This window comes from Amaricoccus macauensis, assembly GCF_014201905.1.
In the GTDB taxonomy this organism is placed as follows: domain Bacteria; phylum Pseudomonadota; class Alphaproteobacteria; order Rhodobacterales; family Rhodobacteraceae; genus Amaricoccus; species Amaricoccus macauensis.
On record NZ_JACHFM010000004.1, the window covers coordinates 248618 to 264267 of the forward strand.

Here is a 15650-nt window from a genome sequence, read left to right on the forward strand (position 1 = left end):
ATTGCCCGATCGTCCAGCCGATTGTGGAAGGGCGCGGGGCGTCCGGCCGCCGATAAGGCGATGGCGCGAACGCGAGCTCACGCGGTCGCGGGTTGACCTTCGACGGCCGGGGCCACAGGGTCCGCCCGCCATGACCGCTGCCGCATCATCCCCCCCGCCCTTCTCCGCCTTCGAATGGCTGATCGCCTGGCGGTACTTGCGCGCGCGGCGCAAGGACGGCGGGATCTCGGTCATCGCCTGGTATGCGCTCATCGGCGTGATGCTCGGCGTCGCCACCCTCATCGTCGTGCAGGCGGTGATGTACGGCTTCCGCGAGGAATTCACCGAGCGCATCCTCGGCGCCAATGCGCACGTCACGGTCTACTACTCGCCCGAGATCGACGCGAACGGCGTGCAGGACCGGCTGATCCCCGACTACGACGATCTCGCCAAGCGCCTCGCCGCCGTCCCGGGCGTGACCCACGCGGCACCGCAGATCCGCGGGCAGGTCATGGTTTCGGCCAACGGCCGCGCCTCGGGCGTCGAGGTGATCGGCATCCGGCCGGACGATCTGGCGAGCATCCCGCTCGTCGCCCGCCCGGAGACCTCGGGCGGCAGTCTCGCCGACTTCGAGCAGGGAATCGCCATCGGCGCCGGCGTCTCGCGCGATCTCGGCATCGGCATCGGCGGCACCCTGACGCTGATCTCGCCCGAGGGCATGGACACGCCCTTCGGCACCCAGCCGCGGGTCAGCGACTATCCGGTCGTCTACATCTTCGGCGTCGGGCGCTACGACATCGACAAGACCCGCGTCTACATGCCCTTCACCGAGGCCCAGTCGTTCTTCGACCGCGAGGCGGGCGCCGACGAGGTCGAGGTGATGGTGACGGATCCGAACCGGGTCGAGGACATGCTCCCCGCACTCGCGGCCGCCGCCGGCCCCCGCGCCGTGCTCTGGACATGGAAGGACGCATCGGGCGCGTTTCTCTCGGCCCTCGATACCGAGCGGCGGGTGATGTTCATCATCCTGTCGCTCGTGGTGCTCATCGCCGCGATGAACATCATCTCGGGCCTCGTCATGCTGGTGAAGAACAAGGGCCGCGACATCGGCATCCTTCGGACCATGGGCCTGACGCAGGGGTCGATCATGCGGGTCTTCTTCATCTGCGGCTCACTCATCGGCGTGGTCGGGACCGTGCTCGGCGTCGTGCTCGGGTGCCTGTTTGCCTATTACATCAAGGACATCCAGATGCTGATCGAGAGCGTCCTCGGCGCCTCGCTCTGGAACCCCGAGATCCGGTATCTCACCGAGATCCCCTCGCGCCTGCGCTGGCAGGACGTGAGCGCGGTCGCCGGCATGGCGCTGCTTCTCTCCTTCGTCATCACCATCCTGCCGGCCCGCAACGCCGCGCGGATGAACCCGGTCGAGGCGCTGCGCTATGAGTGAAGGCGCGCATCGCCCCGCGCAGGGCTCCGCCAAATGCGCATCTCTCCGCGAAGCGGACGCGCTGTTTCCGCCGGGCCAGGAGTTGCTGCGCGGAGGCCCGCATGTCTGAAGTCCTCCATCTCGAAAACGTCGCCAAGACCTACAATCCCGGCACACCGGCGGCGGTGACCGTCCTCGACGGCGCGAGCCTGACGCTCGCCGCGGGCGAGGTCGTCGCCCTCGTCGCCCCTTCCGGTGCTGGCAAGTCGACGCTGCTGCATGTGGCGGGCCTGCTCGACAGCCCGTCCTCGGGCATGGTGCGCCTGCTTGGGCAACCGGTGGAGCAGGCATCCGACGCCGCCCGCACGCGCCTCCGCCGCGACGCCGTGGGCTTCGTGTACCAGTTCCACCACCTGCTGCCTGAGTTCTCCGCCGTGGAGAACGTGGCCCTGCCACAGCGCGCCGCTGGCTTCAGCCGCGCCGATGCCGCCGCGAGGGCCCGCGAGCTCCTCGAAGCGGTCGGCCTCGGCCACCGTCTCAGCCATCGGCCGGCGGAGCTTTCCGGCGGCGAACAGCAGCGCGTCGCCTTCGCGCGCGCCCTCGCCAACCGCCCGAAGCTGCTGCTCGCCGACGAGCCGACCGGCAACCTCGACCCCGAGACCTCGTCGCGGGTCTTCGAGATGCTGCTCGACCTCGTGCGCCAGACCGGGCTCGCCGCGCTGATCGCCACCCACAACCCCGAGCTTGCCGCCCGCATGGACCGGACGCTCCGCCTCGACCAGGGCCGCATTTCGGAGGCTGCATGAACAGCGAGATCACAACCCGCCTGACCGCCGCTCTCCCGGTGATCGAGGCGGCCGGCGCACATGCGCTCGGCTACTTCCGCCAGCCGCTCGACGTGGAAAACAAGCTCGGCACCGGTTTCGACCCGGTGACGATCGCCGACCGCGAGGTCGAGGCGCTGATCCGCGAGCGGCTGCTGGCGCTCTGGCCCGACAGCCCGGTGGAGGGCGAGGAGGCAGGCCTTACCCCCGGCGACAGCCCGTGGTCGTGGATCGTCGATCCGATCGACGGCACCCGCGCCTTCATCTCCGGGATGCCGGCATGGGGCGTGCTGCTCGGGCTGCGCCATGACGGCCAGCCGGTCGGCGGCATCGTCGCCCAGCCGTTCACCGGCGAGACCTTCATCGGCGGCGCCGGGCGCGCGGTCTGCCGCCGGGGCGGCGCCGAGACGGTGCTCGCCACCTCCGGCCGCACCGACCTCGCGTCCGCCATCCTCTACTGCACCCACCCGGAGATCTTCACCACCGACGCCACGCGCGCGGGCTTTGCCCGGGTGTCGCAGTCGGTGCGTCTGACGCGCTACGGCGGCGACTGTTACGCCTATTGCCTGCTCGCCATGGGCTTCGTCGATCTCGTCATCGAAAGCTCGCTCCAGCCCTACGACATCCTGCCGGTCGCACCGATCATCACCGCGGCGGGCGGCGTCGTGACCGACATCGACGGCGAGACGCCGCTCCGGGGCGGCACGGTGATCGCCGCCGCCACGCCGGAACTCCACGCGGCGGCGCTGCGGCTCATGCAGCAGGGCTGACGGGCTCAGCCAGCCAGCCGCTCCCGGACGAGCGCCTCGAAGCGCTCGCCGCGCTCCTCGAAGCTTGCGAACTGATCGAAGCTGGAACACGCGGGGGCCAGGAGCACGGTATCGCCGGGCTCCGCTTCGGTGAGCGCCGCCGTGACCGCGGCATCCAGCGTCCCGGCCACGCTGTACGGCACCTCGCCGAGCGTCGCGGCAAACCCCCCGGCCGCCTCGCCGATCAGGTAGGCCTTCGCCACACGTGGGAAAAGCTCGCGCAGCGCTTCGATGCCGCCCTCCTTCGGCCGGCCGCCGGCGATCCAGCGGACCCGCTCGAAGCTGCCGAGCGAGCGTGACGCGGCATCGGCGTTCGTCGCCTTCGAGTCGTTCACCACCCGCACACCGCCCCACTCGCCGACGATCTGGCTGCGATGCGGCAGGCCGGGATAGGTGGCGAGCGACGCCTCGATCTGCCGGGGGCCGATCCCGAGGACGCGCGCCACCGCGTAAGCGGCACAGGCATTCTGGTGGTTGTGGGCGCCGGGCAGGGTCGCCATCGCCCGCAGGTCGATCGACGCCTGCTGCCGGCCGTGGCGCCACTCGGCAAGGAAGCCCTTCCGTGCGAACACCGACCAGCCAAGCCGGTCGAGCTTGCGCCCGGACGAGATCTCGATGACCGGATCCCCGGTCCCTGCCTCCTCGCGCATGGCGTTCGCAAGGAATCGACCCTCGTCCTCGTCGACGCCAATGATCGAGCGCGACGGTCCGCCCTCGGCAAAGAGCCGGCGCTTGGCGGCGAAGTAGCCGCCAATCCCGCCGTGGCGGTCGAGATGGTCGGGCGAGAGGTTGAGAAAGACCGCGATGTCGGGCTGGAGCGCCCGCGCAAGTTCGATCTGATAGGACGAAAGCTCGAGGATCACGACCATGCCGTCCTCGGCCGGATCGAGGTCCAGCGCGCCGCGTCCGATGTTGCCGCCGACCTGCACCGGGCGGCCGGTTGCCGCGAGCAGGTGCGCAGCCAGCGCCGTCGTCGTCGACTTGCCGTTCGACCCGGTGACGCAGACCACGCTCGGCATCCGGTCGAATTCCTGCCACGCCGGCGTGGCGAACGACCGGAAGAACAGTCCGATGTCATTGTCCACGGCAACGCCCGCATCCCACGCCGCGCGGATCGCCGGATGCGGCGCCGGATAGAGATGCGGGATCCCGGGGCTGACGATGAGCGCCTTGGCCCCGTCCCAGGCCTTCGCCTTCGTCAGGTCGTCGAGCGGGATGCCGTCGGCCTCCGCCGCCGCCCGCGCTGCGGCTCCGTCATCCCACGCAACGACCTCGGCACCGCCCGCGAGCAGTGCCGCGACGGTCGGCCGGCCCGAGCGCCCGAGCCCGAGCACGGCGACCTTGTGGCCGGAATATCCTCGAACCGGGATCATGCCGCCCTCCTTCCGGCCAGTCTGCCTGTTCAGTTCTTTCCCGCCGCCTCGATGAACGTCGGGTCGAAAGTCGCCGCGAGGTCGACCTTGGCGCTGGCGATCTCGGGGTCGAAGGAAAGAAGCTCCATTGCCGCCTTCTCGCCATCCTCGGTGACAAGACCCGTGCGCGAATAGGTCGGCAGCGAGTTCTTCACCGCCTCGGCATAGATCGCGGGATCACCCTGATAGTACTCTTCCGGCACCGTGGCCACCACGTCCTCGGGCGTCGCCGTCTCGAGCCAGCGGAGCGCCTTGTAGAGGGCGTTCACCAGCGCCTGCGTCGTCTTCGGGTTCTCCTTGATGAAGTCGTCCCGGGTGTAGAGTACCGCCGCCGGCAGGGTCTCCGCGCCGAAGATCTCCTTCATCCCCGCCTCGGTCCGGCTGTCGGCGAGCACGAACGCGTTGCCGCCGCCGACCAGCGTCGAGATCGTCGGATCGAGGTTCGAGGTGGCATCGACCTCGCCGCGCAGCATCGCCGCGACCGCGGTCGCGCCACCGCCGACGCCGATGTAGGCGACATCCTCATCCGTCAGACCGGCCTTGTGCAGCAGGTAGGTCGCGAAATTGTTGGTGGAGGAGCCCGGCGCCGTCACGCCGATCTTCATGCCCTTGAGGTCGGCGACGGTCTTGACCTTGTCCTTCAGCTCCTCGCGCACCGCGAGAACGATGCCGGGATAGCGGCCGAGTTCGAGCACGGCCTTGATCGGCTGGCCCTTCACCTGCATCCGGATCGTGTGCTCGTAGGCGCCTGTCACCACGTCGACCGACCCGCCGACCAGCGCCTGCAGGCTCTTCGACCCGCCGGCGAAGTCGTTGATGTTCACGTCGAGCCCCTCTTCCTTGAAGAAGCCCTTCTGCTCGGCGATGGTCAGCGGCAGGTAGTAGAGAAGCGGCTTGCCCCCCACCCCGAGCTCCACGTGGGTCTTCTCGAGGTCCTGCGCCGAGGCGGCGCCCGAGACCATCAGGACCGCCGCGGCTCCGAGCGCCGCCAAGAGCTTGCGTGCGTTGAGCATTGTTCTTCCTCCCTTTCGTGTTCGTCTCAGCCTTGTGCCGTGCTCGTCGGCGCCGACGGGCGCCAGACCAGCAGGCGCCGCTCGACCGCCGACACCATGAGATCGACGAGAATGACGAAAGCGGTCAGGACCAGCATCCCCGAGAAGACGCCGGTGACGTCGAACACCCCTTCCGCCTGCGCGATGCGGTAGCCGAGGCCGGCGGATGAGCCGAGATACTCACCCACCACCGCGCCCACCAGCGCAAAGCCGACGGACGTGTGCAGGCTCGAGAACACCCACGACATCGCCGACGGCATATAGACATGGCGCAGGAGCTGGCGGTTGTTCATGCCGAGCATCCGGGCGTTCGCCAGCACGGTCGGCGAGACTTCCTTGACGCCCTGATAGACGTTGAAGAACACCACGAAGAACACCAGCGTCACGCCGAGCGCCACCTTCGACCAGATACCGAGGCCGAACCACAGCGCGAAGATCGGCGCGAGCACGACGCGCGGCAGCGCGTTCGCGGCCTTGACGTAGGGATCGAACACCGCCGCCGTCAGCGCCCGGCGCGCGAACCAGAAGCCGACGACGATGCCGAGGACCGAGCCGATGATGAACGCCAGCACCATCTCGAGCGCGGTGACATAGAGGTGGCGCCAGATCACCCCGGACGCGAAGTCCTTCCAGGTGCGGGCGAGCACGTCGAGTGGCGTCGAGAAGAAGAACGGGTTGATGAGCGGCTTGCCGTTCGGCATCGGCACCGTGGTGCCGAAATGCCAGATCACGAAGAACCCGAGACCAACGAGGATCTGCAGGAGGAGGATGGTGCGCCGGTTCACCGGGAGTCCTCCTGAGCGTAGGCTTTCACCACCTCGGACTTCAGATGGTCCCAGATCTCGCGGTGCAGCCGGGCGAAGGCGGCGGTGTGGCGGACCTCGGCCGGATCACGCGGACGCTCAAGCTCGACCGGATAGTCGCCGATGATCGTTGCCCCGGGGCCGGCCGACATGATGACCACCCGATCCGAGAGCGAGATCGCCTCTTCGAGATCATGGGTGATGAAGATCACCGCCTTGCGGTCTTCCGACCAGAGCCCGAGCAGCAGTTCACCCATGAGCTGCCGGGTCTGCGCGTCGAGCGGGCCGAAAGGCTCGTCCATCAGCAGAAGCTTCGGCTCAAGGATCAGCGTCTGCGCCAGCGCCACGCGCTTGCGCTGCCCGCCGGAGAGCTGGTGCGGATAGCGGTCCGTGAAGGCGCGCAGCCCGACGCGGGCCAGCCAGCCCGTCGCCCGCTCCCGCGCCTCGGAACGTGACACGCCGCGGATCTCGAGGCCGATCGCCACATTGTCGATGGCGCGCTTCCAAGGCATGAGCGCGTCGGCCTGAAACAGGTAGCCGGCCGCGCCGTTCAGCCCGTCGAGCGGCACGCCGTCGATGCGACAGACCCCGGCGGAGGGCCGGATGAGCCCGGCGGCGATGTTGAGAAGGGTGGACTTGCCACATCCCGTGGGGCCGACAACGGCGACGAATTCTCCTCGCCGAACGGTGAGATCGGCACGGGCCACCGCGACGTAGCTCGTGTCGCGGTCACCGTAGGCGACTTTCACGGCGTCGAGCTCGACTGCGGAACGCTCCGCTGCGGGATACTCACCCGCGACTGTCGATGGCTTGTCCTGAGGCACCTTTCCTCCCCGGTCGGGTCTCGACCTAAGAGAAGTGCGCCGCCTGATGCAAGTCCTGAGCGGTAAAAGGGGGTTAGCGCAGCTTCAGCGTGGCGAGGCCGATCATCGCGAGGATCAGGCTGATGATCCAGAAGCGGATGACGATCTGCGGCTCGGCCCAGCCCTTCTTCTCGAAGTGGTGATGGATCGGCGCCATCAGGAAGACGCGCTTCTTCGTCCGCTTGTAGTAGACGACCTGGATGATGACCGAGAGCGCCTCGACCACGAAGAGGCCGCCGATGATCGCGAGCACGATCTCATGCTTCGTCGCCACCGCGATCGCCCCGAGCGCGCCGCCGAGGGCGAGCGACCCGGTGTCGCCCATGAAGACTGCCGCCGGCGGGGCATTGTACCAGAGAAACCCGAGCCCGCCGCCGATGAGCGCGGCCACGAAGATCAGGAGCTCGCCGGTGCCCGGGACATAGTGGACGCCGAGATAGGCCGAGAAGTCCTCGCGGCCCACCGCATAGGCGATGATCCCGAGCGAGGTGGCGGCGATCATCACCGGCATGATCGCGAGCCCGTCGAGCCCGTCGGTCAGGTTGACCGCGTTCGCCGAGCCGACGATCACCAGCAATGCAAACGGCAGGAACATCCAGCCGAGGTTGAGGAGCGCGGTCTTGAAGACCGGGAAGGCAACCTGACCCGTCAGGTCGGTCGGATGCAGGTACATCGCCCAGGCGCCGGCAACGAGCGCGATCAGGAAGCCTACGAGCAGCCGCACCCGGCCCGAAACACCCGCGACCGTCTGCTTTCGCACCTTGGCATAGTCGTCGGCAAAGCCGATCAGCCCGAAGCCGAGGGTGACGAACAGCACCATCCAGACGAAGCCGTTCGACCAGCGCGCCCAGAGCAGCGTCGAGACGACGATTGCCGAGAGGATCAGCAGGCCGCCCATGGTCGGCGTGCCGGCCTTGGTCACCAGATGGCTGGCCGGCCCGTCGGCCCGGATCGGCTGGCCGCGCCCCTGTCGCACCCGCAACATCTCGATGAGCGGCCGCCCGAACAGGAAGCCGAAGATCAGCGCGGTGAAAAAGGCACCGCCCGCGCGAAATGTGATGTAGCGAAAGAGGTTGAGCGCGCTCAGGTTCTGCGACAACTCGGCAAGGTAATAGAGCATGCGTCCGGTTTCGTCCCCACGGGTTTCTCGGGGCATGCGCGAACCGCGCGCCCCAGCTCGTTACTCCACGGCATCCGCCGGCCGGGCGTCGCCCAGCCGCTTCAGCGCCTCGACCACCTGCCCGACCCGCGAGCCGTTCGATCCCTTCACCATGACAATGTCGCCCGCGTCAACGAGACGCGGGACCTTGGCGGCCATCGCCTCGGCGTCGGCAAACCACTCGCCGCGCTGCCCGCCGGGCAAGGCATCGTAGAGCGCCCGCATCCGGCTCCCGGCGCAATGCACCGTGCTGATCCGGGCAAGCGCCGGCACCTGCGCGAGACCCGCGTGCAGCCGCTGTTCCTCCGGCCCGAGTTCGAGCATGTCACCGAGAAAGGCAATCCTGCGGCCCCGCGACACGCGCCCGATGCCGTCCTCCGGCCGCACGGCCGCAAAGACCTCGAAGGCCGCCGCCATCGCCGCGGGGTTGGCGTTGTAGCTCTCGTCAATCACCGTGATCGATCCGTCGATGCCGCCCGGCCCGAGCGACACCCGCCAGCGCGCCCCGCGCCCCTCGGGCACCTGCCAGCCGCCGAGGGCGATCACCGCCCGTCCGAGATCGCCGCCGAGCGCCTCGACCGCCGCGAGCACGCCGAGCGCGTTCATGGCGAGATGCCGGCCGGGTGCGGCGAGCCGATAGTAGAACTTCCGCCGGCCCGCGACCGCCGCCCCACAGGTCACCGGTCCCTCGACCAGTACCTCGGTGAGACGGTACTCTGGGCGCCCGGTCGCTCCAAAGCGGATCGGGCGCACGCCCGCGCGCCGGGCTGCGGCGAGGAGCACGGGATAGGTCGGCGTGTCGCGGTTCAGCACCACCGCGCCGCCGGGCTCGAGCCCCCGGACGATCGATGCCTTCTCGCGTGCGATGCCCGCAAGGTTGCGGAACGCCGCGAGATGCACCGCTTCCACGGTCGTGATGATCGCCACATGCGGCCGCACCATCTCCGCAAGCGGCGCGATCTCGCCCGGCGCGTTCATGCCGACCTCGAAGACCGCGAAGTCACAGTCAGGCGCCATCCGCGCCAGCGTCAGCGGCACACCCCAGTGATTGTTGAAGCTCTTCTCCGCCGCATGGACGCTGCCCTGCGCGCCGAGGGCCGTCCGCAGCATCTCCTTCGTCCCGGTCTTGCCGACCGAGCCGGTCACCGCAACGACGCGGCCGGCAAACCGTGCTCGCGCCGCCCGCCCGAGCGCGCGCAGACCGTCGAGCACATCGCCGACCACGAGGAGCGGCGCGTCCGCCGGCACACCCTCGGGCACTCGCGAGACCAGCGCCGCCGCAGCGCCGCGCGCAAGCGCATCGGCGACGAAATCATGCCCGTCCCGCGCGGCGGAAAGGGCCACGAAAAGATCGCCGGGTGCGATGGAACGCGTGTCGATCGAGACCCCGGACGCCACCCAGTCGCGCGGGCTGGTGCCACCCGTCGCCGCGACCGCGTCGTCACGTGTCCAGAGCGCGCTCATGGCGCGCCATCCCTTGCGGCGGCCGGCGACAACCCCGCCTCACCGGAGAGGCCCCGCTGCAAGCCGCGACTCCGGCGAAGCGCGGCGCGGTCCGAACGCCGCCCCACGCGGACCACCGACGCGCCGCTCGCGGCAGCCCGGATCACGCCCCGAGCCCGTCGAGCGCCGCCACGGCAACGCTCGCCTGCTCGATGTCGTCGAACGGCAGGATGTCCTGGCCGATGATCTGGCCCGTCTCGTGCCCCTTGCCGGCGATGAGCAGCGCGTCGCCCGGCTCGAGCGCATCGACCGCCGTCAGGATCGCCTCGGCCCGGTCGCCGACCTCGATCGCCTCGGGCGCGCCCTCGCGCACCGCCGCGCGGATCGCCGCCGGATCCTCGGTGCGGGGATTGTCGTCAGTGATGTAGACCATGTCCGCCGCCTCGGCGGCGGCGCGGCCCATGAGCGGCCTCTTGCCCCGGTCGCGGTCGCCACCGGCGCCAAAGACCACGTGCAGCCGCCCCATGACGTGCGGCCGGAGCGCATTGATCGCCGTCGTCAGCGCGTCGGGCGTGTGGGCGTAGTCGACAAACACCGCCGCGCCATTTGTCCGGGTCGCCGCGCGCTCCATGCGCCCGCGTACGGTGCGCAGGCTTCCGAGCGCCGGCAGAACTGCCTCGGGCGCGGCCCCGGCCGCGATGGCGAGCCCGGCGGCGACCAGAGCGTTCTGCGCCTGAAAACCGCCGATCAGGTCGAGCCGCGCCTTCTGGCTCCGGCCGCCCCAGGCGAAGAGCAACTCCTGCCCCGTGGCGTCGAACCTCTGCCCGAGGATGCGCAGGTCGCAGCCTTGCGCCCGTCCGACTGTCAGCACGGCCTGCCCGCGGCCCTTGGCAATCGTGCGCACCCGCGGTCCGTGCGGGTCGTCGAGGTTCACGACCGCGGTCCCCTGGCGCGGCAGAACCCGTTCGAAGAGCCCGAGCTTGGCCGCGAAATACGCCTCGAAATCAGGATGATAGTCGAGATGATCCCGGGTGATGTTGGTGAAGCCCGCCGCCACCAGCCGCACACCGTCGAGCCGGGACTGGTCGAGCCCGTGCGAGGACGCCTCCATCGCCGCGTGGGTCACGCCCTTGTCGGCAAGCTCGGTCAGCAGCCGGTGCAGGGTGATCGGCTCCGGCGTCGTGGCCGAGAGCGGTGCCGAGATCGCCCCCTCGACGCCCACGGTGCCGATGTTGACCGCCGTCTCGCCCAGGGCCTCCCAGAGCTGCCGGGTGAAGCTCGAGACCGAGGTCTTGCCGTTCGTTCCGGTGACCGCGACCATCACGTCGGGCTGGCTCTGGTACCAGCGTGCCGCGGCGATCGCGAGCACGTGCCGGGGCCGATCGCTGACGATGACCGGCACCTCGATCCGCCCGAGCGCCGCCTCGATGCGCGCGAGCCCGGCGGGATCGGTGAGCAGCGCCGCCGCGCCCATGCGGAGCGCCGCCGGAGCGAAGTCCGCGCCATGCACCTTCGTGCCGGGCAGCGCCGCGAAGAGATGCCCGGTGCGCGTGTCGCGGCTGTCGACCGACAGGCCGGTCAGCTCAGGCAGACGCCCGGACCAGTCGCCCGCCCGGCGCGTCCCGGTGAGGAGCCCGAGGGTCTCGAACTCCGTCAGCTTGTCCGTCCGATCCGTTCCGCTCATTTGCACCCGGCCCATGGCTTCCTGCCTCGCGCCTCCCTCGGCTAGTGATTTCCGGCCAGCGTGTAAAGCAGCGGCACCTCGGCGCGCGCCGGCTCGGCCGGTCGCATGCCCAATGCGGGAGCAATTCGACGGATCGCGTGGGCGAGCACCGGGGCCGCGGTCAGACCGGCGGTCCGGAACGAGGTGTTGTTGATGACGGTCGTCGGCTCGTCCAGACAGATCACCAGCACGTACCTGGGATCGCTCGCCGGGAAGAACGACGCGAAGGTGGCGATCGTCTTGTCGCGGGCATAGCCGCCCCGGGCATTCGGCTTGTCAGCCGTGCCTGTCTTGCCCGCGACATCGTAGCCCGCGACATCGGCCCGCTCGGCGGTGCCGCGCACCACCACCTGCCGCAGCATCGATCGGATCTGGCGCGAGGTGCGCTCGGAGACCACCCGGTCGGCCTCGGTGGGCGGCGCCTCGCCCGCAATGATGCTCGGCTTCACGCGGAGGCCGCCGTTGACGAGGCTCGCGTATGCCGCGGCCAGGTGCAGCGGGGTCACCGCCATGCCGTGGCCGTAGGAGATCGTGATGGTCGAGAGATCCGACCATTGCTTCGGCAGGAGCGGCGCGGTCCGCGCGGCCTCGGTCAGCTCGACCGGCGACGGCTGCATCATGCCGATCTTCTCGAAGAACGCCTTCTGCCGGGCGGCGCCGACCATGAGCCCGATGTGCGCCGAGCCGATGTTCGACGAGTTGACGAGCACGTCCTCCACGGTCAGGCGCGGCCCGTAGTTGTGGAAGTCGCGAATGGTGAAGCGGCCCCATTTCATCGGGCCCTTGGTGTCGATCATGGTCTGGGGCGAGATCAGCCCCGCCTCGAGGCCCATGGCGACGGTCAGCGGCTTGAAGGTCGACCCAAGCTCGTAGCGGCCCTGCGCCGCGCGGTTGAAGAGCGGGCTGTCCGCGGGATCACCCGACGTCGGCAGCGCCGGCCGGTTGTTCGGATCGAAGTCCGGGAGGCTCGCGAGCGCCGCGATCTGACCGGTGCGGGCCTCCATCAGGATGCCGACGGCGCCCTTCGCGCGCAGTTCGGACATGCCCTGCGCCAGGACGTCCTCGAGCGCGGTCTGCACCCGGATGTCGATCGAGAGCCGGAGCGGGTCGCTCAACACCGCCGGATCGCGCAGCCGCGCGTCAAACACCCGCTCGACGCCGGCGGTTCCCACGACCTCGGCCGCGTCCACGCCCTCGCGCCCGAAGCTCGCGCCGCCGAGAACGTGCGCCGCCACGGCGCCGTTGGGATAGAGCCGCGTCTCGCGCGGCCCGAAAAGCAGCCCCGGCTCACCGATATCGTGCACCCGCTGGCGCTGCTCCGGCGAGATCGTCCGCTTGATCCAGAGGAACTTCCGCCCGTCCGTGAATTGCGACGCCAGCGTGTCGGCGTCGAGGTCCGGGAAGATCGCCGCGAGCTTTATCGCCGCACCGCTCGGATCGATCAGGTCCTTTGGCTGGGCATAGAGCGAGGCGGTCGCGATGTTGGTCGCCAGCACCACGCCGTTGCGATCGACGATGTCCGCTCGCTGGGTGTGGATCGGCTCGCCCACACCGCCGGCCCGTGGCTCGACCGGCAGCGAACCGGAAACCAGCGCCATGCGCCCGGCGACTGTGGAGAACCCGAGAATGAAGACCACCCCGAGCAGGAGCAGCCGGGTCTCCGCCTTCGCCCGCTCGGCCCGGTGACGCTCCGCAAGACGCGCAGCGCGCTCCTCAGCCTCCACGAGATCGGGATCCTGTCCCTCGGCACGGGCACGCAGAATCCGCGCGAGCGGACGGAGCGGGCGGCGGATCATTGGGTTTCCCCGAGCGGCCGGGCCAGCGGCATGCGGGCAGCGGCCCGCGCCGTGGCATTTGTCGTTCCGGTCCGGGTGGCCTTCGTGGCGACGACCCCCGCGACCATCCCGGCGAGTTCGTTCTCGGGGTCTGGCGGGAACGGCGCGCTGGCCACGTCGCCGAACTGCTCGGGTCCGAGCTCCGCGAGGCCGAGAGCGGCATGGTTTGCCTTCACGAGCCGGGCCAGCCGGTCCGGGCGGTTCAGGTACTCCCATTCGGCGGTCAGGACGGCGATCGCCTCACGCTCCGCCGCGATCTCCCCGCGCAGGTCGGCGACACGGTTCATCGCCTCCTGGGTCGCGTAGTTCACCCGATAGGCCCAGGTCGCGCAGACGACCACCATGACCGACGCCGAAAGATAGAGCACGAGTTTCACAAGGCACCTCCGAACGCTACCTGCGGCAGGCCGAGCGCCGCCGGGTCCACCGGTCCCGCTGGCGCGTCGAGCCGTCGCGCGACCCTGAGCTTTGCCGAGCGCGCCCGCGGGTTTGCCGCAACCTCCGCCTCGTCAGGCAGGATCGCCTTTCGCGGCGCGAGGACGAAACGGGGCGCTTCGGCACTGGTTTCCGGCGCATGCCGGCTGCCCCGCGGACCGGCGCCCGAGCGAAGCTGCAGGAAGCGCTTCACCATCCGGTCCTCGAGGGAATGAAAGGTCACGACCGCCAGCCAGCCGCCGGGCGCCAGCGCGCGTTCCGCTGCCTGAAGCCCTGCCGCGAGTTCCCCGAGTTCGTCGTTGACCGCGATTCTGAGCGCCTGGAACACACGCGTCGCCGGGTGCGGTTCTCCCCGCTTCGGCCGGGGCAGCAACCGCTCCAGCAAGCCTGCCAGCGCGAGTGTCGACTCATACGGCGCCTTCGCGCGGTCGGTGACGATGGCCCGGGCGATCCGCCGCGACTGCCGCTCCTCGCCGTAGACATAGAAGATGTCGGCGAGCGTTGCTTCCGGCAGGCGGTTCACCAGATCGGCCGCCGTCGGCCCCGTCCCGCCCATCCGCATGTCGAGCGGGCCGTCCTTCTGGAAGGAGAAGCCACGCCCGGCCTCGTCGATCTGCATGGACGAGACCCCGATGTCGAGCACCACGCCATCGAGCGCCGGGGCGCCAGCCTCGGCGGCCAGCGTGTCGAGACCGCTGAACCGCCCCTCGACAAGATCCAGCCCCGGGAACTCGGCGCACCAGGCGGCGGCGCGGGCGAGCGCGCTCGGGTCGCGGTCGACCCCGATCACCCGCGCGGCGCCCGCGTCGATGAGCGCCCGGGAATAGCCGCCTGCGCCGAACGTTCCGTCGAGCCAGACTCCGGCGACCGGCGCCACCGCGTCGAGCAGCGGATGGAGGAGGACGGGAACGTGGGTGGCGAACGGGGCGACCATCATGATTCGCCCCCTGGGAGAGCGTCGAGCGCCGCGAAGGGATCCTCGCCATCGGCGAGGCCATCCCGCCAGGCGTCGAGATCGACCATGTCCTGAGCGTAGTCGGCCGGCGCCCAGATCTGGAAGTGCTCACCCATGCCAGCGAACAGCGCCTCGTCGGTCAGATTGAACCGGTCGCGCAACCTCTGCGGGAGTACCATCCGGCCGTTCTCGTCGACCTGTGCATAGATCGACTGGGTGTTGAGCAGGCGTTCGAGCGCCTTTCTCTGGGGGGAGAAGCTCGGCAGCTTCGAGACCTTCTCGTCCAGCCGGGTGGCTCCCTCGACGGTGAAGCCTTCGAGGCACCCGCTCGGCATGCCGTAGATCAGAACGAGCGTCGGGTTCTGCCCGGGGCCCCAGTCGGGGTCACCTTCCTCGAGGACACGGCGAAACGGGGCAGGAACCGACACGCGGCCCTTCTGGTCCACCTTGTGGACCGACTCGCCCCTGAAGCGCCGTATCACCGGCCTCTTCTCCTGTCCTCATCCCGGTCTTGCGCCGGGTGATCACTCGACGAACGAAAATGGCGGGTCGTGCTGCCTGGGGCACGACCCGCCATTTGGTCCCGTTGGGCCTGACCCGACTGCCGCGGTATTACTGCTCGTTTCCGTCTGGTCTGTGTCGGGTCTTCTTCCGATGAGAAAGTAGCGGGCCTGTATGAAACCTGCCTGGTCTCTGATCCGGGTCTTTTCGCCCTTAATCTGTATTCCGCTGCCTTCCGTGATTCAGTGGATAACATGGGAGATCATGGGTTTCAATGGAATTATGTGGGACTTAGGGCCACCTCTTCGCAACAGAGTTGCCGAAAACGGTAATCACGCGAAATTGTCCCAAGGATAGCGTTAGCGCCTGCAGCATAACACAATATCTGCCTCTACCTGAGGTTGTTTTTTGCGACATAAGTATCTGTAAAG

General features: G+C 69.3%; 14 protein-coding genes. 3 read left to right on the forward strand and 11 right to left on the reverse strand.

The genetic code is table 11. The features are described from left to right. Window positions 1-130 precede the first annotated feature (130 nt). The 3 genes from HNP73_RS18555 to HNP73_RS18565 all read left to right on the forward strand — a co-directional run bounded on the left by HNP73_RS18555 (window position 131) and on the right by HNP73_RS18565 (window position 2999). Window positions 131-1426, forward strand: a complete 1296-nt coding sequence (locus tag HNP73_RS18555; RefSeq protein ID WP_184153432.1) for a lipoprotein-releasing ABC transporter permease subunit — start codon at window positions 131-133, stop codon at window positions 1424-1426. Between the two features lie 101 nt (window positions 1427-1527). Next, the gene (locus tag HNP73_RS18560) at window positions 1528-2211 is read left to right on the forward strand and encodes an ABC transporter ATP-binding protein (RefSeq protein WP_184153435.1); all 684 of its coding nucleotides are present in this window, start codon (window positions 1528-1530) and stop codon (window positions 2209-2211) included. Then, window positions 2208-2999 carry an inositol monophosphatase family protein gene (locus HNP73_RS18565; RefSeq protein WP_184153438.1) on the forward strand — a complete coding sequence of 264 codons (792 nt, stop codon included), beginning with the start codon at window positions 2208-2210 and terminating at the stop codon, window positions 2997-2999. Before HNP73_RS18560 ends, HNP73_RS18565 begins: the two co-directional genes overlap by 4 nt. A 5-nt stretch (window positions 3000-3004) precedes the next feature. Here the strand turns inward: HNP73_RS18565 and murD are convergent, their stop codons facing one another. From murD to mraZ, 11 genes are all read right to left on the reverse strand, one after another. Beyond that, window positions 3005-4411, reverse strand: a complete 1407-nt coding sequence (gene murD / locus HNP73_RS18570; protein ID WP_184153441.1) for a UDP-N-acetylmuramoyl-L-alanine--D-glutamate ligase — start codon at window positions 4409-4411, stop codon at window positions 3005-3007. A gap of 29 nt (window positions 4412-4440) precedes the next feature. Next, window positions 4441-5463: an ABC transporter substrate-binding protein gene (locus HNP73_RS18575; protein WP_184153444.1), complete on the reverse strand. Its 1023-nt coding sequence runs from the start codon at window positions 5461-5463 to the stop codon at window positions 4441-4443. Window positions 5464-5489: 26 nt separating this feature from the next. Then, window positions 5490-6287, reverse strand: coding sequence for an ABC transporter permease subunit (locus HNP73_RS18580; protein WP_184153447.1), 798 nt, complete (start codon window positions 6285-6287; stop codon window positions 5490-5492). Then, the gene (locus tag HNP73_RS18585; RefSeq protein ID WP_184153450.1) at window positions 6284-7129 is read right to left on the reverse strand and encodes an ATP-binding cassette domain-containing protein; all 846 of its coding nucleotides are present in this window, start codon (window positions 7127-7129) and stop codon (window positions 6284-6286) included. Before HNP73_RS18585 ends, HNP73_RS18580 begins: the two co-directional genes overlap by 4 nt. A 73-nt stretch (window positions 7130-7202) precedes the next feature. Beyond that, a complete protein-coding gene (gene mraY / locus HNP73_RS18590; RefSeq protein WP_184153453.1) occupies window positions 7203-8288 on the reverse strand; it encodes a phospho-N-acetylmuramoyl-pentapeptide-transferase in 1086 nt (361 codons plus the stop codon). A gap of 60 nt (window positions 8289-8348) precedes the next feature. Beyond that, entirely contained in the window at window positions 8349-9791 is a 1443-nt protein-coding gene (locus tag HNP73_RS18595) for a UDP-N-acetylmuramoyl-tripeptide--D-alanyl-D-alanine ligase (protein WP_184153456.1), read from the reverse strand. 142 nt (window positions 9792-9933) lie between these two features. Further along, window positions 9934-11454 (reverse strand): UDP-N-acetylmuramoyl-L-alanyl-D-glutamate--2,6-diaminopimelate ligase, encoded by a 1521-nt coding sequence (locus HNP73_RS18600; protein ID WP_184153459.1) that lies wholly within the window; start codon window positions 11452-11454, stop codon window positions 9934-9936. 41 nt (window positions 11455-11495) lie between these two features. Next, a complete protein-coding gene (locus HNP73_RS18605; protein ID WP_184153462.1) occupies window positions 11496-13289 on the reverse strand; it encodes a peptidoglycan D,D-transpeptidase FtsI family protein in 1794 nt (597 codons plus the stop codon). Further along, window positions 13286-13705: a cell division protein FtsL gene (ftsL, locus tag HNP73_RS18610; protein ID WP_184153465.1), complete on the reverse strand. Its 420-nt coding sequence runs from the start codon at window positions 13703-13705 to the stop codon at window positions 13286-13288. Before ftsL ends, HNP73_RS18605 begins: the two co-directional genes overlap by 4 nt. Beyond that, window positions 13702-14697 (reverse strand): 16S rRNA (cytosine(1402)-N(4))-methyltransferase RsmH, encoded by a 996-nt coding sequence (rsmH, locus tag HNP73_RS18615; protein ID WP_425486648.1) that lies wholly within the window; start codon window positions 14695-14697, stop codon window positions 13702-13704. Before rsmH ends, ftsL begins: the two co-directional genes overlap by 4 nt. After that, window positions 14697-15200 (reverse strand): division/cell wall cluster transcriptional repressor MraZ, encoded by a 504-nt coding sequence (mraZ, locus tag HNP73_RS18620; RefSeq protein WP_184153471.1) that lies wholly within the window; start codon window positions 15198-15200, stop codon window positions 14697-14699. The genes rsmH and mraZ overlap by 1 nt, the downstream gene beginning before the upstream one ends. Window positions 15201-15650: the final 450 nt, after the last annotated feature.